General features: G+C 59.8%; 14 protein-coding genes and 1 pseudogene. 10 read left to right on the forward strand and 5 right to left on the reverse strand.

What is annotated here, in order from left to right; genetic code table 11:
• Position 1 precedes the first annotated feature (1 nt).
• The 7 genes and pseudogenes from AB0O58_RS14930 (at position 2) to AB0O58_RS14960 (ending at position 17,667) form a co-directional block, all read left to right on the forward strand.
• Positions 2 to 4,642, forward strand: a complete 4,641-nt coding sequence (locus AB0O58_RS14930; RefSeq protein ID WP_366238352.1) for a class I SAM-dependent DNA methyltransferase — start codon at positions 2 to 4, stop codon at positions 4,640 to 4,642.
• Positions 4,639 to 4,899, forward strand: a pseudogene (locus tag AB0O58_RS14935) (AAA family ATPase); the annotation flags it as partial. The gene AB0O58_RS14930 and the pseudogene AB0O58_RS14935, both read left to right, overlap by 4 nt.
• Before the next feature lie 153 nt (positions 4,900 to 5,052).
• Positions 5,053 to 5,865: an AAA family ATPase gene (locus AB0O58_RS14940; protein ID WP_366238377.1), complete on the forward strand. Its 813-nt coding sequence runs from the start codon at positions 5,053 to 5,055 to the stop codon at positions 5,863 to 5,865.
• On the forward strand, positions 5,862 to 6,488 hold the full coding sequence (locus AB0O58_RS14945) for a retron system putative HNH endonuclease (protein WP_366238353.1): 627 nt from the start codon (positions 5,862 to 5,864) through the stop codon (positions 6,486 to 6,488). Before AB0O58_RS14940 ends, AB0O58_RS14945 begins: the two co-directional genes overlap by 4 nt.
• A 72-nt stretch (positions 6,489 to 6,560) precedes the next feature.
• Positions 6,561 to 12,929: a DEAD/DEAH box helicase gene (locus AB0O58_RS14950; protein ID WP_366238354.1), complete on the forward strand. Its 6,369-nt coding sequence runs from the start codon at positions 6,561 to 6,563 to the stop codon at positions 12,927 to 12,929.
• Between the two features lie 62 nt (positions 12,930 to 12,991).
• On the forward strand, positions 12,992 to 15,403 hold the full coding sequence (locus tag AB0O58_RS14955; RefSeq protein ID WP_366238355.1) for a DUF262 domain-containing protein: 2,412 nt from the start codon (positions 12,992 to 12,994) through the stop codon (positions 15,401 to 15,403).
• Complete coding sequence (locus AB0O58_RS14960; RefSeq protein WP_366238356.1) at positions 15,403 to 17,667, forward strand: 3'-5' exonuclease; 2,265 nt, start codon at positions 15,403 to 15,405, stop codon at positions 17,665 to 17,667. The genes AB0O58_RS14955 and AB0O58_RS14960 overlap by 1 nt, the downstream gene beginning before the upstream one ends.
• A gap of 13 nt (positions 17,668 to 17,680) precedes the next feature.
• Here AB0O58_RS14960 and AB0O58_RS14965 read toward each other — a convergent pair whose 3' ends face one another.
• Both AB0O58_RS14965 and AB0O58_RS14970 read right to left on the reverse strand, forming a co-directional pair.
• Positions 17,681 to 18,748, reverse strand: a complete 1,068-nt coding sequence (locus AB0O58_RS14965) for a hypothetical protein (RefSeq protein ID WP_366238357.1) — start codon at positions 18,746 to 18,748, stop codon at positions 17,681 to 17,683.
• Between the two features lie 215 nt (positions 18,749 to 18,963).
• On the reverse strand, positions 18,964 to 19,344 hold the full coding sequence (locus AB0O58_RS14970) for an AAA family ATPase (RefSeq protein WP_366238358.1): 381 nt from the start codon (positions 19,342 to 19,344) through the stop codon (positions 18,964 to 18,966).
• Between the two features lie 121 nt (positions 19,345 to 19,465).
• Between AB0O58_RS14970 and AB0O58_RS14975 the strand changes: the two genes are divergently transcribed.
• Positions 19,466 to 20,239 (forward strand): hypothetical protein, encoded by a 774-nt coding sequence (locus AB0O58_RS14975; RefSeq protein WP_366238359.1) that lies wholly within the window; start codon positions 19,466 to 19,468, stop codon positions 20,237 to 20,239.
• Between the two features lie 65 nt (positions 20,240 to 20,304).
• Here AB0O58_RS14975 and AB0O58_RS14980 read toward each other — a convergent pair whose 3' ends face one another.
• Together AB0O58_RS14980 and AB0O58_RS14985 are read right to left on the reverse strand one after the other, a co-directional pair.
• The gene (locus tag AB0O58_RS14980; protein ID WP_366238360.1) at positions 20,305 to 20,820 is read right to left on the reverse strand and encodes a hypothetical protein; all 516 of its coding nucleotides are present in this window, start codon (positions 20,818 to 20,820) and stop codon (positions 20,305 to 20,307) included.
• 23 nt (positions 20,821 to 20,843) lie between these two features.
• The gene (locus AB0O58_RS14985) at positions 20,844 to 21,368 is read right to left on the reverse strand and encodes a hypothetical protein (protein WP_366238361.1); all 525 of its coding nucleotides are present in this window, start codon (positions 21,366 to 21,368) and stop codon (positions 20,844 to 20,846) included.
• Positions 21,369 to 21,631: 263 nt separating this feature from the next.
• Here AB0O58_RS14985 and AB0O58_RS14990 point away from each other — a divergent pair, with 263 nt between their 5' ends.
• Entirely contained in the window at positions 21,632 to 22,303 is a 672-nt protein-coding gene (locus AB0O58_RS14990; protein ID WP_366238362.1) for a hypothetical protein, read from the forward strand.
• Positions 22,304 to 22,312: 9 nt separating this feature from the next.
• Here AB0O58_RS14990 and AB0O58_RS14995 read toward each other — a convergent pair whose 3' ends face one another.
• Positions 22,313 to 24,238, reverse strand: a complete 1,926-nt coding sequence (locus AB0O58_RS14995; protein ID WP_366238363.1) for an NAD(P)/FAD-dependent oxidoreductase — start codon at positions 24,236 to 24,238, stop codon at positions 22,313 to 22,315.
• 183 nt (positions 24,239 to 24,421) lie between these two features.
• Here AB0O58_RS14995 and AB0O58_RS15000 point away from each other — a divergent pair, with 183 nt between their 5' ends.
• Entirely contained in the window at positions 24,422 to 25,084 is a 663-nt protein-coding gene (locus AB0O58_RS15000) for a nitroreductase family protein (protein ID WP_032383742.1), read from the forward strand.
• Positions 25,085 to 25,104 lie beyond the last annotated feature (20 nt).

Consider the following 25,104-nt stretch of genomic DNA (forward strand, 5'->3'; position numbering starts at 1 on the left):
CGTGGCATCTTTTGATTCCATCGTCATTGGCGAGGACTGGATCAGCGAGCACTACTTCACCACGGACTCTGTGAAAGAGTCGTTCCACGGCAAAGTGATAGAGCTCCGCAAGCTGTGGGACGCGGAGAAAAAGGAGGGGCGGACGACGGTCCGCGACGACTTGCTTGCAGCGGCCGGGACTCTTCAGACAACGCTGGCCGGCCTAGCGGAAAACCCGGACGGAGCCGCCGAGGCTCACGCATTGACTCGGACCACCTTCGGCTACTTGGCTGAGTTAACGACGTTCACCGCTGAGCGCGCCGGGTCAGAACTTCAGATCCCCAGTGCAAAACTAGCCAGCGACGCCAATGTTCTCTTTCTGCAGGCAGTTCCGGTTGCCTCCATCGAAGATCTACTCGACCCCGAGACAGGGCTGCTGATCTCGCCTGCCGTCGAAGACGGTAAAGCCATCGAGTCCGCGTCCAAAGCGGTGTCTGCCGCATTTCGCTCGGACGCGCCACCGGCGTTCATAGTCGTCCAAGCTGGGCAGTGGCTGTTGCTGGCCGAGGCCGAGCGATGGGCCGAAGGCCGGTACCTCGCCGTGGACTTACTCGTTGTTGCAGAGCGTCGGCATGAGGCCAGGGGCGGCGAGATCGATCGTGTTGCAGCAATATTCGGCCGCCAAGCCTTGACGGCGGACGCCGACGGCAACATCTGGTGGACCGGAGTGCTGCAAGATTCGGTCAAACACACTGTCGGCGTATCGAAAGACCTCCGCGAGGGTATCCGGCTCTCCATCGAGATCATCGCCAACGAGGTGGTCCGGCGCCGCGCAAAGGAAAAGCTCACGCTCGATGGCATCGACGGGCAAGACCTCGCAAAACATTCCCTTCGCTTCCTGTACCGAATCCTGTTCCTGCTGTATGCGGAAGCTTCCCCGGAGATGCGAGTGCTGCCGACCGGAGCCGCCGAGTACGAGGAGGGCTACGGCCTGGACCGGCTACGCGAACTCACTCTCACCGAACTGATTTCCGAGCAGGCACGCACAGGCACCCACCTGTACGAATCCCTGGCCACCCTGTTCCGGCTGGTGGACCGCGGGCACACCCCCACGGTGCGCAAGAACGTGAGCGACGATCCTGCCCCGGGGCTGGAGTTCAACCCACTACGGGCCGATCTGTTCTCCCCCTCGTCCACCGCTCTGATCGACGAGGTGGGCTTGGGTAACGAGGCCACCCAGCAGGTCCTTGAGCACCTGCTGCTGTCGAAGGAGTCCAAGAGTCGTAAGGGCGGCGACCGCGGCTTCATCTCCTACGCCGAGCTGGGTATCAATCAGTTGGGCGCGGTGTACGAGGGCCTGATGAGCTATACCGGGTTCTTCGCCGAGGAGGACTTGTACGAGGTCGCGAAGAACGGTGATCCGGAGAAGGGGTCGTGGGTGGTCCCGATGACCCGCTCCGATCACCTCGACGAAAAGGACTTCGTCCGCGTGGTCAACCCCGCCACCGGGGAAGACGAGCCGGTAAAGCACTTCAAGGGCACCTTCGTGTTCCGGCTCGCCGGCCGCGAGCGTCAGCAGTCCGCCTCGTACTACACACCCGAGGTGCTGACAAAGTTCGTGGTCTCCCAGGCCCTCGAAGAGCTACTGGACCAGAACGACGAACGAACGACGCCTGACCAAATCTTTGACCTGACTATCTGCGAACCCGCCCTAGGCTCGGGTGCGTTCGCCATCGAGGCCGTCCGCCAGCTCGCCGCCGAATATCTCAAACGCAAGCAAGAAGATATCGGCGAGCTGATCGACGCCGACCAGTACCCTATTGAACTACAGAAGGTGAAGGCGTATATTGCCCTTCATCAGGTGTACGGGGTCGACTTCAACGCCACCGCCGTGGAACTCGCGGAAATCTCGCTGTGGCTCGATACGATGGTCGCCGGGTTGCAAGCGCCGTGGTTCGGCCTGCACCTCCGCCGGGGCAACTCCCTCATTGGCGCTCGGCGATCGGTTTATACACCGAGCTTGCTCACAAAGAAGCAATGGCTAACAACACCTGCTAAGGATGTGCCGCTCGGCGACCATGTCGGACCCGGCATCCACCACTTCCTCTTGCCGTCCGCGGGTTGGGGTGCGGTGATCGACACGGCAGAGGCCAAAACGTATGCGCCCGAAAGGCGCGAGGAGCTACGTCTATGGCGCAACGAGATCCGCAAGTCTCCCGACAAGGCAATCGTCAAACGCCTTCAAGCTCTGGCGCAGCGGGTGGAGACATTGTGGGGGTTCACGCTCCGGCGGTTGGCCATCTCTGAGTCGGAAATTCGACGCGACATTCACTTGTGGGGTTCAGAACTGGTCGAGCACACCCCCGCGGTGACGCGCGAGGAGATCGAACAGGTTCTGTCCGATCCGAATGGCGCTTACCAGCGCCTGCGCAGTGTGATGGACGCGTGGTGCGCGATCTGGTCATGGCCGTTGACGACTGACAATGAGCCGCCAGACTGGGATCAGTGGGCTGGCGGATTAGAAGCGGTCCTGGGTGTTCCGCCGACGGCCGGCAAGTTCGAAAAGTATGGACAGACTAGCTTTGTCGGTGATCTCTCCTGGTTTGAGCTCGGCGATGCCGAGGACAACGATCGCATCCTGTCCCAGGCACGCCCCATTGCCGCTGCGCTTGAGGAGTTTCCTTGGCTAGTAACATCGAGTCAAATCGCCGGTGTGCAGGGCTTCTTCCACTGGGAACTCGACTTCGCGCCAGTGTTCGCAAAAGGCGGTTTCGATCTGCAAGTCGGTAACCCGCCGTGGGTGAGGCCCGACTGGGACGAGGCAGGTGTTCTGGCCGAGTTCGACCCCTGGTGGCAACTCACCGATAAGCCCGCTGAGGCGTTGAAGGGTATCAAACGGAATCAAGCCCTTTCCGAACCCAAGAGTTTGAACGCATTTCTAGATGAGCGGACCGAGCAGGCAGGGTTGACCGAACATCTCAGTTCAGGCGTCGATCGGCCGATGCTGACCGGGCTGCGACCTGACCTGTACCGATGCTTCATGGAACGCACCTGGCGCATAACGAGCATGAACGGAATCGTCGGCCTCATCCACCCGGAGAGCCACTTCACCGAACTACGGGCCAAGGGCCTCAGGCGGGAAACATATCGTCGATTACGTCGTCACTGGCAGTTCCGGAATGAAGCCCGGCTGTTCGAGATTCACAATGCCAAGGAATATGGCGTCCATATTTACGGAAAAAACTCCGGGGTACGCTTTCTCCAAGGCGCATCCCTGTACCATCCCGACACTATTGTCCGTTCCGTGAACCACGACGGCGAGGGTTCGGCACCCGGGGTAAAGGACGAGTATGGAAACTGGGATCTTCGTCCGCACGCACAACGCATCGTCACAGTGACCGAGCAGAAGTTGGCGACGTGGGCCGCTCTGATCGATGAACCGGGCACTCCGGCGGTCGAGGCGCGCATGTTGTACCCCGTCAACAGGTCCAGCGTCGAGGTGTTGGACAAGATCGCCGCCGCGCCACGCCTAGGCGACATGGACTTCGAATGGACATCTGGTTGGAACGAGACCACGGACCGGAAACTTGGCTTTTTCGAGTCTCGATCGTACGTTCCGAGCAGGTGGGAGGACGTGATCCTGCAGGGCCCGCACATCACAGTCGCGACACCATTAAATCAACAGCCGAATACAGCAATGCGCAGCAATAAGGACTACTCCCTAATAGACCTTGACACGATTCCGGAGGACTTCATACCCCGCACCAACTACCAGGTCGCAAAGCCGAATGCCGAGTACGTGGCCGGCTATCCCAAGTGGCACGGCGAACCCAGCTCAAACTCCTTCCGCCTTGCTTGGCGGCGGATGGCCGACTCGGCAACCGTTCGCTCACTTCACTCAGCGATACTTCCGCCTGGTCCGTCCCATATCCACGGGGTATTGACGAGTAACGTCAAGACACACCAAAACCTTGTCGTAACTGCGGCACTTTGGTCCTCAATCCCCCTCGACTTCTTCATCAAAGCTGCGGGCGTCACCGAACTTAACCAAGGCATAATCCGTCGACTTCCGCTCATACGCCACCACCCGTTAGAGATCGCACTTGTACTACGCACCCTCCGCCTGAATTCTCTCGTTCGCCCGTATGCGCCCCTATGGGAGGAGCTGTACGCACCCGTATGGCGGGAGGATCAATGGGTCCCGGGAGTGGGTGTTGACTATAACGGCCGCAACTCGCTCGGAAAGATCGGGCCAAAGTGGGAATGGACCACACCGTTACGCCGCGCCGCTGACCGCCGCCAAGCGTTGATCGAAATCGACGCAATCGTTGCAGTGATGCTTGACATAACGGCGGAACAACTAATAACGATCTATCGCACCCAGTTCCCTGTCCTCCAGAAGTACGAGCGCGACGCTCTTTTCGACGCGACAGGCCGCCAGCTACCCTCGAAGCTTGTATCCAAGTACCGCGAAAAGGGCACACTCAAGCCTCCCGAACTAACCGTTCCCGGCATCACATACAAGGCACCCTTCACTGGTGTAGATCGCGAGCGCGACATGACCCTGGCTTTTCGTCATTTCACCAGCCTCACCGAACGTGGCTCTGCGCCGGATTCAAATCTATTACCGCAAACACGATCTAAATCCTTGGGGATACGATGAACAAATTCTCTCGAATTGAGATTTCGAACTGGAGACAGTTCAGGTCTATTGACATCCAGTTTCACGATCGACTCACGGTGATTACTGGTGCAAATGGTTCAGGAAAGTCCACGATCCTAAACCTCCTGAGTTCACACTTTTCATGGAAACCTCAGTTCTCAGGCGATTCCCTGGATCGCCGTCAAGAATGGAACGATCGGATCGATTTCGAGGTATCCAAACGGGCAATAAATCGTAGCAGCAGACTCACTTACGCAGACGGTACCGAGGGCCGCCTTATCGTGCCTGACGCATCCACTTCGTCATTCGTCACGACTTGGCAGAACCAGCAAAATGTCGATGGTCTATTCGTGACATCACATCGCACACCTCCATCGCCCACACCCGTATTGACGATACCCACTTCGTTCATGGATATTGACGCTATGCTCAGCGATTACATCAGCGAACAGCTAAAAAGGGCATACCCCAGTGCGAATTCTACGCAGTTCGGAAAAAATGCCCCATCGCTTAAGCTCAAAGAATCGCTGATCGCAGCGGCCGTCTTTAGCCAAGATACATCCGCTGTGCGCGCCAGCGAATCCGCTCGGTTTCTCTGGAATGGATTCCAGTCGGCTCTCGCGAAGCTACTTCCCCCTGACTTGGAGTTCGTCAGACTTGAGGTTGAGGCCCCTGAGCTGTACATCGAAACTCGCTCTGGCCGATTTCCTGCCGACGGAGTTTCTGGCGGCATCAGCGCATTGATCGAATATGTATGGATGATCTTAATTGGTTCCTTTCAAAGAACAACATACACAGTTTGCTTCGACGAACCGGAGAACCACCTCCATCCAAACTTGCAACGAACTTTACTCCCCGACCTTTTAGAGGTTTTTCCGAATATTAACTTTATAGTGTCGACCCATAGCCCATTTGTCGTTTCGAGCGTTCCTAGCTCGAACGTCTACGCATTGGATTTCGACGACGGCAAAGTGGAAAGTCGCCTCCTTGACCTTGAGAACAAATCTCGCGGAGCCGATGAGACACTTCGACGCGTCCTGGGCGTTCCCACAATGCTGCCGGCATGGGTCGAGGAGCAACTAAACTCCATAATTAACGAATTTTCCAATAGCCAAAACAAGGGAATTGCGCTACAAAATCTCATCGAGCGTCTCGAAGAATCAGGGTTGTCGGGTGAATTCCCAGCAACCATTGATGCCTTAACTCGGCAGGGAGAACTGTGAAAAAGCTCCAAAAAGGACCCATCCCATCGATCTTGACGCACCGAGGTTTCGAACTTACCGAAACTTATAAAGCCAACCCGAAAAGTGCTCCGTGGCGCAACGACGAACTCAAAGATGCGTTGCGGAACGAAACAGCCGGTAAATGCGCGTACTGCGAGAGCAGCATCGAAGATGTTGCACCTGCACATGTCGAACATATTCAACCGAAGTCTTTGTTCCCTGACCTCGTAATGAAATGGAGCAATCTCACACTGTGCTGCCCGGTATGCAATTCGAACAAGGGTGACTACTATTCACTGAAAGCTGCGCTTCTAAATCCGTATGTGGATGACCCATCGGATCACATTACCTTTCTTGGAGCTTTCGCCTGGTCCAAACCGTCGAGCTTACGGGGCGACACAACAATTAGAAAACTCCAGCTAAATCGCACCAAACTTCTTGAGGAACGCGAGGGATTGCTCAAGTCAATTCACGTATTGCTTATCGCTTGGGCAAACACGGAAGACGATCAAGTTCGCTCAATAATGCACGAATCGATCATGGGCCTAGTTTCGCCCCAGAAACCCTACAACACTTTAAGCCTTGCATTCATAGAATATTTCGGAGAATTCACGTTAGAGTAACAGCAGTTTGCGGCCGTGGTCTTCCGGCGCAGGAAGACATGACGCGCACTCGATATGCAAGGAGAGCCAAGCATGGGAACGCTCCTACCGACACTTCAGGCCAACAATCTGCGCGAGGGTCTCACTGACTACCTCGCCACGACGTTCGCTCTCACCGACTCCGACGCACAGGGCGCGCTATCGGACTTCGTCGGACAACCAGACACTGGCATGTTTAAAGGCCCCTACGTCCGCCTGCGCTTGCCCTACGCCCCGGCCAGAGGCAACTGGGGCGTGCAACTCGATTGGTGGCCTGGAGGATTCACCCCGTACGGGCACCAGGCAGGTGCATTCGAGCGCCTGTCCACCAAGTTCAGGCCGCGCCCCCAACCAACGCTAGTCACAACCGGCACTGGTTCCGGCAAAACAGAGGCGTTCGTCTACCCAATTCTCGACCACGTTCTGCGTGCCAAGGCCGCCGGCGTCACCGGGATGAAGGCCCTCATCCTTTACCCGATGAACGCGCTCGCCAACGACCAAGCCGAACGCCTAGCGGGCGTCATCGCCGCGAGCCCAGAGCTATCAGGCATTACAGCTGGCCTCTACACCGGCGAGCAGTCAACCGGTGGACGAACCAAAGTCAGCAACGAAGGCCTCATCACCGATCGCTCGCTGATGCACTCGGCTCCACCGGACATTCTGCTGACGAACTACAAGATGCTCGACCACCTGCTTCTACACCCTGACCGGGCCGACATCTGGCGACTCTCAGCCGAGTCGCTGCAGTACGTCGTCCTCGACGAATTCCACACCTACGACGGCGCACAGGGAACCGACGTCGCAATGCTGTTGCGCCGCCTCGGTCTCACCCTGAAGGCGCACTGGACAGATTCCTCCCGCGTCACTGACGCAGACAGAGCCCGTCCGCTCGGGCGAATCACCCCCGTCGCAACGTCCGCCACTCTAGGTTCCAAGGCTGAGCCCACAGCGATGCTGAGCTTCGCGCGCACAGTCTTCGGCGAAAAGTTCGACGCCGACGCAGTTATCGGTGAAACTCGCCTCACCGCCACTGAGTGGCTTAGCGACCGCGATGTGTCACTCGATCGCCTCTACGAGCCCATCCCCCCGACCGTCGCCGAGTCCTCGGCCCGTCTCGACGAGTTCGCTTCCGGGTCGCCGAGCAACGCGGCCTTAACCGCCGCCGTGCTTGCGGAGCTATTTCAACGGGCGGAGGTATTCGAACACGACGAACTATTCACCACAGCATTCGATCTCGATTCAGATCGCCGCCTCGGTCTCGACGACGTACGCCACCTGGACTCCACGGAGCAGTTGAGTCTGCTCAAGGGTCATCCGCTCCTGACTCGGCTTCTCGACAACGCGACCAACGCTATCTCCCTGGCTGATCTCGCCGACACGGTGTTCGAGATTCCAGCCATCGAACGCGACACGCACCGCAGCCGTCAGGCGCAACAACGATTCCTCGACTACCTGTTCGCGGCACTTTCCCATCTGCGCGCTGAAGTGGGACGATCAGCACTGAGTGTTGATGTGCACCTGTGGATTCGGGAGCTTTCGCGCATCGACCGCGCTGTCGCCACGAACACTTCCTACCGCTGGTCCGATGACGGAGTGCAAGAGGACAGCGATGTCATGCACCTACCCGCGCTGTACTGCCGACACTGCGGCCGCTCTGGGTGGGGCGCTCGACTCGCCCCCACCGGCCACGCCTTGGACGTAACCGACGATTCGATTCGCGCCGACCACGCCTCAGGGGCGTCACGCTTTCGCGCGTTGATTTCTGCGCCGGCCGAAGCTCTGCTCGCCAGATCCACGCCCGGCGAAGAGGTCGAGGGTTTGCACTGGTTCCGCATCGACGACCGCGAAATCTCCGATAGTGCACCTGACGCCGATAGCACCGACGAACTCAAGGGCAAGGTTCTGCCGGTTCTGGTACTGAAAGGCGACAACGTCGAGGAAGAGTCCAAGAACGACACCTGTCCCGCCTGCGGTGTCGCCGACGGTATCCGGTTCCTCGGAAGCGCTGTTGCCACACAACTCTCGGTCACACTGTCGAACCTCTTCGGTGACGTGCGCCTCGACGCTCATGAGAAAAAGGCGTTGATGTTCACCGACAGCGTCCAAGATGCCGCGCACCGCGCGGGATTCGTTCAAGCTCGCTCCCACACCCTCAGCCTCCGCTCCACGCTACGAAGCGCCATCGGGACCTCGACGCTCACTCTCCCAGAACTTTCTGATGCCGTGATAGCGCGCGCCGGTGAGGATCCAGCCCGCAGATACCACTTGCTGGCACCCGATATCGTCGACCACGACGAGTTCCAGCCATTCTGGAAGCCCGATTCTTCGAGCGTGGCGCGCAACAAGGCGACCGCAAAGGTACGTCGTCGTCTCGAATTCGACATCGATCTCGAATTCGGGTTGCAGTCCCGGCTCGGGCGAACCCTCGAACTCACTGGCAGCGCTGTGTCAGAGGTCCGCTTGGGAGATCCCGGACGCCCCGCCCAACTCGGACGCGCCGCGATCAACGCCGCCGAGCTTCAAATGACCCTCAGCGCACCAGATTCTGCTGCGGTCACCCGTTGGGTCCGCGGCACCGTCGAACGAGTCCGCACCCGCGGCGCAATCAATCACCCATGGCTGCGCAAGTACGTCGAGAAAGATGCCAACCGCCGGTGGGTATGGGGCGGCCGCACCAAAGGTGAGGGCATGCCGGCGTTCCCTAAAGGACGACCTGCACCTGCCTTCCCTGCAGTCGGATCTCGTTCCGTTCCTGAAGGATTCGATGCGATCACGTCGGCAGCGTCCTGGTTTGCCCGATGGGCGTCGCAATGCTTGGGAGTGTCGCCGTTCGACGGCAGCTTCCTCGCGCGATCATTGTTCTCGGTCCTCGCCGAACAGCGTGTGCTCACCGCGGTTCTCACCGAGGGCGGCCTCACCGCTTATGCCCTGCCAGCGGCGGCCGTGATTGTGTCCGCTCCCGCGGACGACGATCTTGCTGCCGGCCGGCACCTCCTGGTCTGCAGCGTGTGCCAAACACCGACACCCGGCAGCATCACTGTCGTCGACCAATTAGATGGTGCGCCTTGCTTGCTCGTCCGCTGCCCTGGAACCCTCGCCCGCGCAGCCAAATCGCAGAATTTCTACCGTCGGCTCTACGACAGCTCTGAGATGAAACGCGTCGTTGCCCGTGAGCACACGTCGCTTCTGCCCACTGCCACCCGGTTGAGCTACGAAACTGCGTTCAAACGCGGCGGCGCAGACCCGCAGGCGCCGAACGTTCTCGTCGCTACCCCTACGTTGGAGATGGGTATCGATATCGGCGACCTGTCCACGGTGATGCTTGGATCGCTGCCCCGTACGGTTGCCTCGTACCTGCAGCGGGTGGGGCGCGCTGGGCGTCTGACCGGGAACTCGTTGGTACTCGCGTTCGTCCGTGGCCGCGGGGAACACCTTCCCAAGCTGTACGACCCGACGTCCGTGATCCAGGGTGAGGTTCGGCCACCGGCGACATTCCTGACGGCCGAGGAGATGTTGCAGCGGCAGTACGTCGCGCATGTGATCGACCGACTGGCCCGAGACACCAACACAATTGCGCCACGCGGCGCTCGCGCCGTACTCGGAAGTTTCGACCCGGGCAGCTGGATGGCAGAGCTTCTCACTGCCGTTGATACCGATGCCGATTTGCTCGTCGAGGAATTCCTGGCGCAGTTCGACGAAGTGCTCGACGAACAAACTCGTGAGTCGTTGTGCACGTGGGCAACCCCCGCGGACGGTGAAGGCCCAAGTGGACTTGCCATCAGTTTGCAAGATGCCGTGCATCGCTGGAACCGCGACCTCACCGAACTCACCACTCGGCGAGACACCGTCGACGCGGAGATGGACGAATTCGAGCGTCGCGCATCTTCGCCGGCCGCCACCGACGATGACCTCCGCGATCTGCGAACCGCAAAGGGCTCATTGAGGCTACTCGGTGGTCAGATCCACGACCTGACCGACGACTATTGGATCAGCGTCCTCGAACGCTACGGCGTACTACCCAACTACACGCTGCTCGACGACGCCGTCACCCTCGACGTCGGCGTCACCTGGATCGACCCGGACACGAACCAATACATGGGCGAGGCCACCAGCTACCAGCGTGGCTCTCGCATCGCCCTGACTGAACTTGCACCAGGTGCCACGTTCTACGCGCAGGGGCTGGCGGCTCGTATCGACGCCGTAGATCTTGGGGCCGGTGAATCCAACATCCACACGTGGCGGCTATGCCCCCAGTGCGGCTGGGCGGGGATCACACTCGCGGGCGAGGAAGCGCCGGCGGTGACGTCGTGCCCGCGGTGCGGTACCGGCGCAATCGCGGACGTCAGCCAGCAGCTGCAGGTGGTCGAGATGTCGCGGGTCTCCGCTGAGGTCCGCCGCGACGAGGCAGCGATCAGCGATGCCCGCGACGAGCGGCACAAGGAATCGTTCACCGTCGTCACCGCTGCGGACATCGACCCCGTCAACGTCGAGCGCGCGTGGTTCGTCGACAACCACGAGTTCGGCGCAGAGTATCTGCGCCGCATAGACGTTCGCTGGCTCAACATGGGACGCCGAACCTCGCAGGGCGGCACCCGAACGATTGCCGGCCAAGACACCACAACTGGCCTGTTCCGTGTCTGCTCGTCCTGTGGGCAGCTCGATCGCTCTGCAGGCCGCAATAACCGCTACGAACACCGCAGCTGGTGCCGGCACCGCAACGCAGCAACCGAACACGTCCGCGAAATCGCGTTGGCGCGCACCCTCCGCACCCAGGGCGTACTGCTGCACCTACCCAAGTCGCTGGAGTACGACCTATTCGCGCACCCCAGCCTCAGTGCGGCAATTCTGCTGGGTCTTCGCCAGGTGATTGGCGGCTCCCCCGAGCACCTCGACGTCGCAACCATCACCGATGCTCTCTATGCCCCGAGCCAGCGCGCGCTGCTGATCCACGACACCGTGCCGGGTGGCACGGGCTACCTTGCCGAGTTTGCTGACCCCGCGAAGGTCTGGGCGGTGCTCAACGCAGCACGGACGGTCGTGCGCGATTGCGATTGCGCCGAATACGACCGGCTTGCGTGCCACAAGTGCCTTCTCCCATTCGCGCCACCCCATGAGCTGGACAAGGTCTCCCGCATGACCGCTCTGCGGGTGCTGAACGATCTTCTCGATGTGGATGACGACATCGAATCGAATCGCGAAGAGTGGGTCAAATCGGTCAGGGAAGGTCGTCGCGGCAAGCCGATCGGCGGCGGCGAGTCACCGCTGGAGAAAGAGTTCTATGTTGCATTCGTCGAGCGTATGCGCGCAATGGGCGCAACCGTCAAGGAAACCCCCGGCACCTACGGCCCGTCGGCAACCATCGTGTTGCCTGGCAGAAAGATTCGTACCTGGAAACTCACACCCCAGGTGCACATGGCCAACTCGAAGCCCGACTTCGAGCTCGCAACGAATGATTCCGAGGTCCCGCGCATCGCGATCTTCGCGGACGGCAGAAAGTTTCACGCCACGCCTGGCTACAACCGTGTCGCCGACGATGCCGCGAAGCGAGCAATTCTTCGAGACACTGGACACCTGGTGTGGTCGTTCGGACACGAAGACTTGCAGCGCTTCAAGACAAATGAAACGGTCCAGCCTTCATGGCTGACCGACAATGGCTCGTCGACCGCAATGAAAGCTGGAGCGCTGCGCCCAGCGATCATCAAACAGCTCTCCGCAGACCCCGTCACCACGCTGCTCGCTTTCATCCAAGATCCTGATCTGGAAGCGTGGGAGTCGGTCGGAAAATGGCTACCGATGGCGCTGGTGCGCGCGGACAACCGAGCGAAAGGTGACGGTGGCACTGTCACTGGTAACGCGCTCAGCCTCCTAAACGGTGGCCCCGTCGCGTTCGGCGAGGGCAGCGACATGTGCTGGTCACACGTCGATGGTCCACTAGCAGTGACAGCCGCCATGCTCCAAGGGTCCCGAAACATCAAGGCTGTCCTCGTCGTCGATGACCGAGACGACAAGCTTGACATTCACGACGGCCGTGCGTGGAAGGAATGGCTACGACTATCGAATTGGCTGGGACTGAGCGGGAATCACCTAGTCACTACCCGAAGCCTCATTGAGGCCGGTGCCAGCGCACCTGCTGCGTCACCCATGGCCGAACTCACCCCGGAGTGGCAAGTGGTCTACGACTCGACCGTGTCCGACGCTGAGAAGAGGTTCGTAATCGAGCTCGCAGCAACAGACTTGCCCGTCCCGACCGTCGGATTCGAGACCGACGACGGCGAGGTCGTCGATTTCGCGTGGCGTGACGTGCGCATAGGTGTGATGTTTGCTCCCGACGACGCGACTACAAATACGATGTCCGAAGCGGGCTGGATCCTCTGCACACCTGACGTCGAACAGATTGCGGTGGCTCTGCGGAGCACGTCGTAGTCGGCTGACATAGTGACTGTGAGACTGAACGAGCAATGCGGGACCAGGAGAAGAGGTAACCAGTGCAGGGCAGCATCAGTCGAATCACGGAACTGTTCGATGGCAACAGCAAACACCTTTGGATTCCTGTCTATCAGCGAAACTACGACTGGAAGGTCAAGCACTGCGCCAGACTGTTCGACGATCTGATCGACATCATCCGCGAAGACCGCAAAACGCACTTCTTCGGCGCAATTGTGGGCAACCCAGAGACTTCGTTCAAATACGTTGTGATCGACGGCCAACAACGGCTGACTACTACCAGCCTGCTGATGCTGGCACTGGTCCACTCGCTCGACGACGGCACTACTTCCTCGCAGGATCCAAACCTGGCGTCCGACATTCGCGACAGTTATCTCGTCCTCAAGGCCAGGAACGACGCGGTTAAGTTCAAGCTCAAGCCGGTCAAGAACGACAATGATGCGTATAGCCGACTCCTGCGCGGAGACGCGCTGATCGAGACATCCGCTATCACCGCGAATTACCGATACTTCCGCCAGCGGATCGCCGAAGGAGAACTCGATGGGGACCAGATCTGGACCGCGATCTTCCGCCTGCAAGTTATGGCGCTGGACTTGGAGCAGCAGGACGATCCCCAGCGCATCTTCGAGAGTATCAACTCCACAGGGCTTGAACTAAGCGAGTCCGACAAGATCCGCAACGTTGTACTGATGCACCAGCCGAGCCACGAGCAAGAAGACCTGTACGAGAATTACTGGAACCGCATCGAGAAGTCAGTCGAATATCGCACCGACTGGTTTATCCGATTCTACCTAGTCTCCAAGACAGGCAAGACACCCCGCCAGGATGCGGTTTACGAAGCATTCCGCGACTATCAACTACACGCCAAGACAAGCACACGGGAACTCCTTTCCGATATGCGCGATTATGCCGAGTACAGCCGCGAACTGAACACCGCCACTACAGGTGTAGGAACAGCGGATAAACGATTGCGCCGCTTCAACATGGTCAAACACGACGTGACACTGCCACTCACCATGCCTCTGCTTGCTGAGTTGAAGGCTGGAAGTGTGTCCGCTGAAGACTTCACTCGAGTTATCGTGATCCTCGATTCCTATCTTTTCAGGAGGTTCATCAGTGGCGTGCCCACACAGTCCCTCAATAGGATTTTCACTACCTTATACTCTGAGGTTCATCGTCTTCGCGGCGAAAACGATTTGTTCGCAGATGTTTTAACGTATTCGCTCCGCCGGCGCACCACGTCAAGCCGATTCCCTACCGACGACGAGTTCACTGAATCTTTTACGACCCGCAACCTCTATAATATAAAAGGCGAAAACCGCAGCTACCTTTTCGAGTGCCTAGAGAACAACTGGTCCAATGATACCCATGACATCGCCGGCGCGTTGGAAAGCCAGTCGATCAGTATCGAACACATCATGCCCCAGACACTTACCTCTGCGTGGCGTACAGACCTCGGTGAAGACGCCGACGCAATCCACGCGACTTGGTGCAATCGGATCGGCAATCTGACGGTTACTGGATACAACTCTAGTTATTCGAACTCTACATTTTTGGAAAAGAAGAAGCGCGACAACGGATTCGATGATTCGCCGTACAGGCTCAACTTGCTGTTGAAGAACTCCGATGTATGGACTCAAGAGCAGCTCGAGGCACGCACGCATGCACTGACGGAGGTCGCTCTCGCTTACTGGCCGCTGCCGTCTACAGTCTTCGAACCTTTCGCACCTCCGCTGCCGTCGGTACCTATGGGCGACGACGAGTCGTTCACCAACCGCACCATCGTCTCGTTTGAGTTCGGAGATGCAAACAAAACCGTGACGAGCTGGAAAGACGCCTTTGTCGAAGTTATCCGGACCCTCGTGGACCTACGTCGAGAAGAAGTATTTGCCTACGCCGATGAGTCAAGCGACTTTGCAATAGCAGAGGACCTAGAACAGATTTCCCCCAGGGAGTCTCTGATAGTGCCAGGATTGACGGTGGTGACAGCGACTTCAACTCGCGCAAAACTCGCGGTCCTGCGAAAGCTGTTCGACCACCTCGACGTGGATACCGACGACCTGATCTTCACGCTTCGCAATACGGACTTGGCAGAAGTCGAGGACGAAACAACTGCTTCCAGCCCGTATTCGGAGTTGATCAAGTTCTTGCCCAAAATGGAAGAACTTGCGTCAACCGCCGTAACGGAGGAAGACACTCGCCACCTTCGAGACGAGTTCACTCAAGCGTTTGCCGCGTTCGCTGTAGGCGACCCTCAGGCCGCGCTACCGGGCAAGAACCTCACGCATCTCGAATCGGCGGACTTTATCGCGGCCGCATCGACTGACGACATTCTCGCGGCGGTGAGCATGATGCTGCAGATCGAGACCATGATGCCTCAGTTCCATCGGTTGATTGCCGCAGGAACAACCTTGCAGTGGCTGACTACGTTGACTTCGAATGGAGAGCAGTAATGGCAAACCTGGTCATTGCGTCGAACACCAAAGCGATGCGGAAGCTCGACAAGGGCACTAAAGACAAGGTGTGGGCCTTCATCGAGAAGCTCTCCGTCAATCACACCACCCCAGGCCTACATATCGAACCGCTCAACGCCGCGGTCGATCCACGGGTCCGCACCGGACGAGTGGACCAGCACTTCCGCGCGATTCTGTTCAAGGTCGACGACAAGCTCGGCGACGACCCAACCTTCATCTACATGGGCACATGGCCTCATGACGAGGCCAACAAGCTGGCAGAACGGTCTCGGCTACGAATAAACCCGATCAACGGCGTTCTCGAAGGCATCATCGGCGAACTCGACGGGGAAGACGATCGCAAGAAACGAACAGTCGTCCCCGACCCACGGGGCGAACTCGACCGCGCGCTGAAAGCTCAGGCCAAGGGATACCTCGCAGAACGATTCAGTCTCAGCGACCTCACTGACCGTCTCGGCCTGGAACAAGAGCTTGCAGAGCGTGCACACACGGCTGCAAACGAAGATGTGCTCCTCGACATCGCGGCCAACGCCGTCGGTTGGCAAGGCAGTGCTCTCCTCGACTTGGCAACCGGACTGCACATCGACAGCATCCGCGAAAAGCACGGATTCACAGAGAACCCCATCGACGAAGACCTCGACGAAGACGAGAAGATTCTCAAAGCTCTCGAACTCCCCGCGTCGAAGATGCAGTTCACCTTCGTCGAAGACGACGAGGAACTCCGCCGGGTCATCGAGGGCGGCGACTTCGCCGCCTGGCGCACATTCCTGCACCCAGAACAGCGAAAGTACGTCGAGCAGAATCACAATGGCGCGTTCAGGCTCTCAGGTGGAGCTGGCACCGGTAAGACGGTCGTAGCGATCCACCGTGCTCAGCGGCTCGCCAAAGCAGATTCAGGTGCCAGGATTGTCCTGACCACCTACAACCGAACGCTCGCCGCCGATCTCAAAACGGCCCTCCAAAGTCTTGACCCCAAGGTCGTGATCGCGAACCGTCTCGGCGAACCGGGAATTTATGTCGGTGGAGTCGACGCCCTCGGAAACGCCGCGCTAAACCAGGGCGGCGACGTCGCAGATGCTGCCGAGAACGTTCTCGGGTACCGCGGCGTAGAACTGACCAACAATCGAACCAACACCGACAAAGTCTGGCGGGATGTGGTCCAGTCTGTCAGCAGCGGCCTCGACACCAAACTTGCAACGCCCGGGTTCCTCGAAAACGAATATGTTGCAGTAATTCTCGCGAACAAGGTAACCACTCTCGAACAGTATGCGAAGGTTGCCCGCCCTGGCCGCGGGGTTCGACTCAGCCGTCCGCAACGAATCGCGGTGTGGAAAGTGGTCGAAGCGTACCGTCGACAAAGCCGAATGGATGGCAGCCTGAGCTTTCCGGAGATCCTGGCTTTAGCCGCCGAACAGCTGAGGTTGCGCGTCGAAGCCGGCAAGGACTTTTTCGCTGATCACGTACTCGTCGACGAGGCACAGGACCTACACGCGACACACTGGGCACTGTTGCGGAACCTCGTAGCCGAAAGCGCGAACGACCTCTTCATCGCCGAAGACTCGCACCAGCGAATCTACGGTCAGCCGATTGTATTGTCCCGGTTCGGGATCAAGATCGTAGGTCGATCGAAGCGCCTGACACTCAATTATCGGACCACCGCACAGAACCTCCACTTTGCAGTCAGCATCCTGTCAGGTGCTGACTACAAGGACCTGGAACAGGGTGCGGAGTCAACGGACGAATACCGGTCCGCACGGCTCGGCCCCAACCCTCAACTCGTCGAATGCGCAGATGCCGCTGACGAACTCGATAAAGTGGCAGACCTCGTGAGGAACTGGATCACGCCACCGCAGGGATCCGATTCGCCCGCCGTCGACCCGTCCACGATCGCAGTCCTCACCCGCGGGGTGAACGATCGAAGCCAATTTGTACGTGCTCTAGGCGAGCGTGGAGTCGAGGCCCGCGCACTCGACAACAACCCTGCGTCCCCTGATCACGTGCAGGTTCTCACAATGCACAGAGCAAAGGGAATGGAGTTCTCGCGGGTCGTCCTCGCCGGAATCGATAACACTCACGTGCCGTCGGCGGCGACTCTTCGTTCGGTTCCGACGGAGGAGCGCGAGGAGGCCCTTTTGAGAGAACGTTCGCTCCTCTACGTCGCAGCCAGTCGGGCTCGGGATGAACTCGTGGTCACCTGGAGTGGCAAAAGGTCGGAGTTGTTGGATTCACCGATAACTAAGTAGCCGCGCGAGCAAGTCATCCAACAGCTGCGTTCACACGGAAAGTAGCGTGAGGGCGGGACGTGCGGTAGTCGGTAACCACGGCGTTGAGAATGGACATCGGGTCTTGTGGATCGTAGGCGACGGAGCGTTCGTATCCAAGTCCGGCCGGGTAGGTCGAGTTCCAAATCCGTTGTGCACCCGCAAGTTCAGCTGTTAGCACGAACCCCCGTTCAGGCTCCGACCGATGCTCGGTACTAAGTGCAAAAGTGTCTGCACTGCCGTCAAAATCGACCACTAGCGAATCAACATTGAGTGCCGCAATCGCTCTCGAGTGTTTCGACGCAGGCCAAATCTTGAGATTCTTGTTGTATCTTGGCTTGAAGTACGTGATCAAGATATTCTCAATTACACCCACAAGGCCAGTAGATTCAAGAACGCCGTCGTCTGAGACAAACTTCTGCACGCTGCCCGGATTGGGCGATGGCGACTCTACATGCGTCGTCCTGAAATGCAGGGCAGACTGGACGCACGTTAGTGGGATGATTCTGATATCAAATGGGAGGCCACTATAGTCATCCATGATCTGTAGAATTGTTTCGTGTCTCAGCAATCTACCTGCCAAGGACCCGTATCCCCCGCCGTATGACATGCCGACATAGCAAATCTTCCAGCTGATCAAGCGTAGGTAGCATTCGAGGTCCATTGCTCCGACCCGTAGGTCATCGTAAAGAGCTTCAGCGGCCGCGTCATGAGAATAGCACCAGGCCCCATCGGAAATGTCTCGGAACTTCCTTCCATAATCGAAAAGCTCAAATTGAGAGGTTGACAGTTTGCCAGTGTAGCCAGGAATCCCCTCGCATTCATCGGAATACAATTCGACCCCTTCGGCGTCCGCACAAGCTCGAACAGTCGGTCGAACGACGACCATGTAGAGGTGCGCCGCTTCGATCTCTGCCTGCAACTTCAGGTCGCTCCTGATGTCTGACCACGACGCGATCGCACGCGGATGAATGGTCACTGCAAGCGGATTTCCCAGTTTGGTTGGCACAATTTCTTCCCTGTCTTCGGATGGAATTGCGACCATACAAGCTGCCTCTGACACGTTCGCAGTCTGCGCGGAACTTGACGCCTCAGCTGATCTGCGGCGTGTCCACGTCCCGGTTGAAGTTCTTCACGACAAGCGCTGGCCAATCCTGTCGGTGCCAGATCATCCGCACGATGGTGGCATGCGGAACTCGGCCTCTTCCAAACCATCGCAACGGCCTCGGCTGCTTTGTGCGACCGTATGACTGCTACCTCACTCTCGTGCCCAACTGCTCAGCATGAACGCCCTGCCATTGATCTCGAATCGAGGGCCTCGGCAAAGCTCGACTTGCCTGATCCGTTGCGGCCACTGACGATCGTGATCCCAGGCGCGGGGTGTAGCTCCAGCGCTGCCTTCGGCCCAATGCCGCGGAATCCCGCGACAGTGATCGAGGTCAGAAATGCACCGACCGGCTCTTCGACGAGCTGGCTACCCGACGGTTCCGGAACGTGCGGGGTCGAGATGCCGTCGAGCAGCTCCTGTAGTGCTGTCGGCCCTTCGAGCGCTGCCAGTACGTAGTACTTGGCCTCGTCGGACAGCTCATCGTCCGCGTCGATGGCGTCGATCACCACGTCGACGAGTGGCCTGTCGACTGCATTGTCGGCAACCGGCACCGGCACTCCCCTGTTCGTTCTGATGGCTAACCAGACCCCACAGTTCCATATGAGACCGACAGTCCGCATCGACATCAGAAACGCCGCCGAATGTGTCGGTACCCGATGCTTCAATGGCGGTATGTCACGACTCGACGAGGGGTTCACTCCGCCCACGGCCTGTGTGCAGTGGTGTCAGCACCGCAGCTACGACCTGCACGTCCTCGACGACGGTGTGGAGGTGGACCTGGATTGGTGGAACGGCCACCTCGACCGAGCAGGCCACGATCTTCGGCTGCGCGGCCGCAACCTCGACGGAGAAATCGTCGAGTACGGCGGCGCGACCGTGCAGCGCAACGATCTTCGGATCGGAACCGATCTGGCTGACGGCGAACACGCTTCGCTCGGCCTGCTGTTTCTTTGCGCGGCGTGGCAGGGCAGTCACCGGCACCGCAGAGCGAAGCGACGGTTCCCGGACGTCATGAACCCACACCTGAACCGTCCCGACGAGAACCCCGTCGCCAAGACCCTTGCTGTCCTCGACAGCTGCGTACGCAATCGCGTAGTGCCCGACCATCCGAACTCGACCTGGTCCGGCTGGCCCGATGCGCCCGGCGTCGGAATGTCGCTGATGGCCACGTTCCTGTGGGCCGTGAAGGCGTCGGTCTACGGCGGCCCGGCGCAGTTAATCGACCAATACGGAGTCTCGACACTCATCCACGAAGGGTGGCTCGAAGACCCGTCCGTCACCGGCTTCACTCGTCGCCGTTACGACCGTTACGTCGAACTCATCAGCCACTGGGCGACCGACATCGGCACCAGCCCTGAGCTCGTCGAAATGTGGCTCGTGCAGCGCTGGAGTGCCCGCTTGAACGAAGCACGGAACGGCCGCTACACCGCACCCACGTTGTTCTGAATCAGCTTGCCATTCACAGTGTACGAGCATGGCACTTTTCGCAGTACGGCGACCAATGCCACACATCATGGCACCAACAGCACACCCAAGCCGGGGATCAGAGCGTTCGACGCATCGGGATTCTCGCGGTCGTGGGTCACCGTTACGAACACCGGACCCGCACCCGTGCGAACCGTCACCTCGGTCGGCAGGCGGTAAGCCTGCGGACCACCCTGATTGGCCGGCTGAGTCCGATCGATCTCGTCGTTCCAGTGCCGCAAGCCGGCGGAGCCTGCCTCACCGGTGGACAGGTTGCGCCAGTTGACCGTCAGGTGCCGGTAAGCGAACTGGTAGTAGTACGGCCGGATGTCGGCGGCCGAGAAACGCACCTCACCCGGCTTCTCCCCGACCACCGCGCGAATCGGAATGGTCTGGATCAGCCCGCCGGGAACGCCTGCAGGGACGAATTCCGGCCCGGTGACGACAGGCACCTGCAGTACCGACTCCTGCGGCGCAGCGGTTGCAGTTCCGGCACCTACGCCGAAGGCCAGGGGGACGGACAGCGCCAGGGCGGCGACTCCGCATCGGATCGATGTCCTCATCGAGTTTCCTTTCGTAGGTGCGATCAGGGCACGTAGATCAAGCCTTTGCCCGGGATCAGCGTGTCGACGTAGGGCTCGCCGTCGTAGTAATCGCGGTAGTGAGTCACGGTGATCTCGACCCACCCACTCCCCGTGGGCAGGGCTACTTCGCGCGGGTACTGCTCGCCTTGTAGTGGTGGCAGGTCGTTCGGCGGGCCCGGGTTGGGGCTCTCCTGCCAGTGCCTCAGTCCCACGGTTCCACGAAACCCGATGTCCCAGTTCCGCCAAGTCACACCGAGACTTCGGTACGGATACTGGTCTGCATACGGTGCGATATTCGCCGCGGACAACAGCAGAACACCCGGCTCGGTACCGACCGTGGCCTTCATCGGAATTGTCTGGAACAGCCCACCGGGCACTGCTCCCGGTGCGATCTGGAAACCGGTGACGACCGGAATCTGGAGCAGCGTGGTCTGCGGCGCTGCCGCAGCCGTTCCTGCGCCGATGCCAAGAATCAAGGGAACGGTCAGTGCGATCGATACAACCGCTCGCCTCAACGTCTTTCGCATACAGCACGCCTTCCGATACGTCGCACAATGGAATACCGGGTTCGTTTGCGACACCGGACCGACCACTCGAGGTCGAACCTGAAGCATCGAGCGCTTCTGGGTTCTTTTCCCGACCCACCCTCGCAGCAATCACGACAAAAGGACCACTCGTATACCGATTCGTGACGGGGTCGTGACACGAAAGACGTTAACAGACCACTTGGCCCGTTTGATTCTCTGATCAGAGGTGATGCACTGTGCAGACGCCGGTGAGGACGAACAAAATGAGTCGAGTCCGCAGAGTCGTGGCCACGTGCGCACTGATCGCCGCTACCGGTTTCGCAGCCATCGCCTGCGGATCCGAGGAACTCACAGGAGCCGCGTCACCGCCCACCACCACTGCAGCCGCAGCTCCGTCGGCCAACGGCTACACCGACTCCGACGGCGGCAGTGGCCCCGGACCCACCGGAGAGATCCCCGACGCTGCCCCGGTGCCGGCTATACCCGTCGAGCAAGGCATCCCCGCTGTGCTACCTGCCCCCAACCGCGACGACGTCAACGTCGATGCCCGAGATTACGAACAACCCGGCGGCCAATACTTCTTCCAGTCCCCCAGCGGCAACGTGTTCTGCGGCTTCAACTCATCCAACGCACCCGGAACCATCGTGGGCTGTCAGGTTCGCTACTCGGTGCCGGGAAACACCGGACGCGAGTGCGCCAACGCCGCGAACAACACCTACGGGGTGAAGATCAACCTGGACGACACCGTCGAACAGATCTGCACCAATCAAGGCATCTTCGTCGGAGATCCGAGCAGCGGAGAGCCTCGAATACTCGAATACGGCCAGGTCATCGGAGTGACCGGCACCTTCTGCCGCTCCACCGAGGGCGGCATTGCCTGCTACAGCGGCGACCACGGCTTCGTTATCTCCCGCGACGTCAACATCGCGTTCTGAGAACGGCTTTCAGGCGAGCTGGTCCCGACGGGACTCGGTGACGAAGTCGTCGAGATCGGCCCGCCGCGTCATTTCCCAGTAGTCGACGATGCGCCATGGCAGTGTCGAGACCACACGTCCGGCGTCGTTGCGGTACCAGTTGTCCATGCCACCGTGCGACCAGATCATCTTCGCGTGCGCCTCGTCGTGCTTGCGGACATACTCCGTCTCCACGTCCGCCTTGCACTCGATGGCTCCGATTCGCTTGTCCACCATGTCGATCAACACATCGACGATGTAGCGCACCTGGCATTCGGCGATGGTGATGTAGCTGCCCCCGTGGCCCAATACCGTTCCTGGACCGCAGGTGATGAAGAAGTTCGGAAAGTCCGGGACGGTGATGCCGAGGTACGCGTGCGCATCTTCGGGACCCCAGATATCGCGGATGGACTCACCCGATCGTCCGCGCACGTCGATCGGCGTCAGCAGCTTGTGGGTCTCGAACCCCGTCGCGAGGATCACCACATCGACCTCGGTCTCCGAACCATCCCGCGCAACAACCGAATTCGAGGTGATGGACGCGACGGCGTCGGCAATGAGGGTGACGTTGTCGCGCTTGAGCGCGGCGTACCAGCCGTTGTCGAGCAACATCCGCTTGCCGAAGGGCGGGTAATCGGGAAGTGACTTCTCGATGAGGTCGGGTCGGCCTTCGAGCTCGGCTTCGATGTAGCGGGTGAACACGCGTCGATGCGCGTCGTTCATCGGGTTGATAGAGCGCTGCGGATGCTCCCATTCGGGATCGACCTGCAGCGAGCTGTGCACACGATCGTTGAAGTTCCAGGCCAGCCTGGTCCGGTACCAGAGCCGATACAGCGGAACGACATCCATCAGGTAGTTGGCGTCGTCGCCCATCTCGCTGAAGTACACGTCGCTCGAGGACACCCATTGCGGCGAACGCTGAAAGACCGTCGCATGCCCCACCGTCGACGCGATGGCCGGCAGCACCTGCATGGCACTGGCCCCGGTTCCGACGATGGCGACGCGCTTGCCGGTGAGATCCAGATCGGTCGGCCAGTTCGCCGTGTGGAAGATCGGGCCGTCGAACGACTCGAGCCCAAGGATATGGGGCACCTTCGGCCGATTGAGCTGACCGGTAGCGGTGATCACCACGTCGGCGGTCAGGATCTCGCCGTCGACCGTCGTGACGGTCCAGCCCTGTCGCTGGGCGTCATACTCGGCGGTTGCCACTTCGGTGTCGAAGCGAATGCGTTGCCGCAGATCGTGTTCGGAGGCGACATCGCTGAGGTACTCCCACACCTCGTCACGCTTGCCGAAGTGCGTGCTCCAGGCCCGCGGCGCGAAGGAGTACGAGTAGAGATGGCTCGGGGTGTCGACACCGGCACCGGGGTAGGTGTTCTCGAACCAGCCGCCACCCACATCGGAGTTCTTCTCGAGCACTGTATGACTGATGCCTGCTTCGTGCAGCTTGATGGCGGCGAGCATCCCGGAGACGCCGGCACCGATCACGATGACCGACAGATCATTCGGAGCCGCCACCGGAGTGGCCGACGCAGTGAAGCCCATGTCCTCGGCCACCATGACGCCGAACTCGGGAGGAACCTGCTCACCGACGGCCACGCTGATCATCTCGACGAGGTGCTCCGAGTCGGGTGACGGCACCGCCATGGGCGTGCCCTCGTGAAAGGCACATATTGCATCGAGCGCCGCGGCGCGAATGCGGTCGGCCACGGCGTCGTCGAATCCGCCCGTGTCGTTGTTGTCCATGCCTCGACTACGCGTGGGGCGATACGGATCGGCGAGCCACCTGGGATCGCCGGTCAACTGATAGAGCACCGCCACCAGCGTGGGCAGGTTGGCTGCGGTGAGAGCCCGATCTACCCGGTCCCGATTAACCCCACCCACGGTCTCCGCTGCCGTTGCTGCGTCTGTGGACACCGGTACCTCCTGTTGCGCGCTGCTCCATCCGACTCCGACAGCTCAACTAACCATGGTTAGGCAATTTCGCGCAAGAGATTCGCGATCTTGAAATTCACAGCAAATCGAGCCTTGACAATGTGGCCCACGCCACACGATGCTTCATGGCACTACCTAACAGCGGACAGGCGAAGGGAAACACCCATGGAACTCACCGAGGCGATGCGCACCACCGGCACCTGCAGGCGGTACCTCAGCGATCCTGTTCCCGACGAGGTCTTCAAGGCCGCGTTCGACGTCGCCCGCTTCGGCCCGCAGGGCGGCAACCGTCAGCCCGTGCGGTGGATCGTCGTGCGCGACGCAGCCCGCAAGCAGGCCCTTGCCGATCTCTACCTCCCGATGTGGGACGCCTACTTCGCCGGCATCACCGGCGGAACCGTCGCCGTCGGCGCATTGCCCAAGACCGTGCAGGACGCCGACTACTTCGCCCGCCACCTCGCCGAGGTGCCCGCCATCGTGGTGGTCTGTGCCGCGCTGGACGGACTGCACCCCACCGACCACGAACTCGGCCGACTCTCCGTCGTCGGCGGCGCATCCATCTACCCGACCGTGCAGAACCTCTGCCTGAGTCTGCGCGACCAGGGCGTCGCGACCGCGGTGACGACGTTGCTGTGCCACGAGGAGCCCGCTATTCGCGAACTGCTCGGGATCCCGGACGACTACATCACCGCCGCGCACATCGCCGTCGGTTATCCCGAGAAGTCGTTCCCGCGCAAGCTCACTCGTGATCCCGTCGAGCAGATCGTTGCGGCAGAGACGTTCTCGCAGCCGATGTTCGACTCCGCTGCCCTCTCGCCTGCACTGTAAAACCACAGCTTCTGAAGGAG

The sequence above is a fragment of the Rhodococcus sp. NPDC080181 genome, from assembly GCF_040702225.1.
Lineage (GTDB): Bacteria > Actinomycetota > Actinomycetes > Mycobacteriales > Mycobacteriaceae > Rhodococcoides > Rhodococcoides fascians.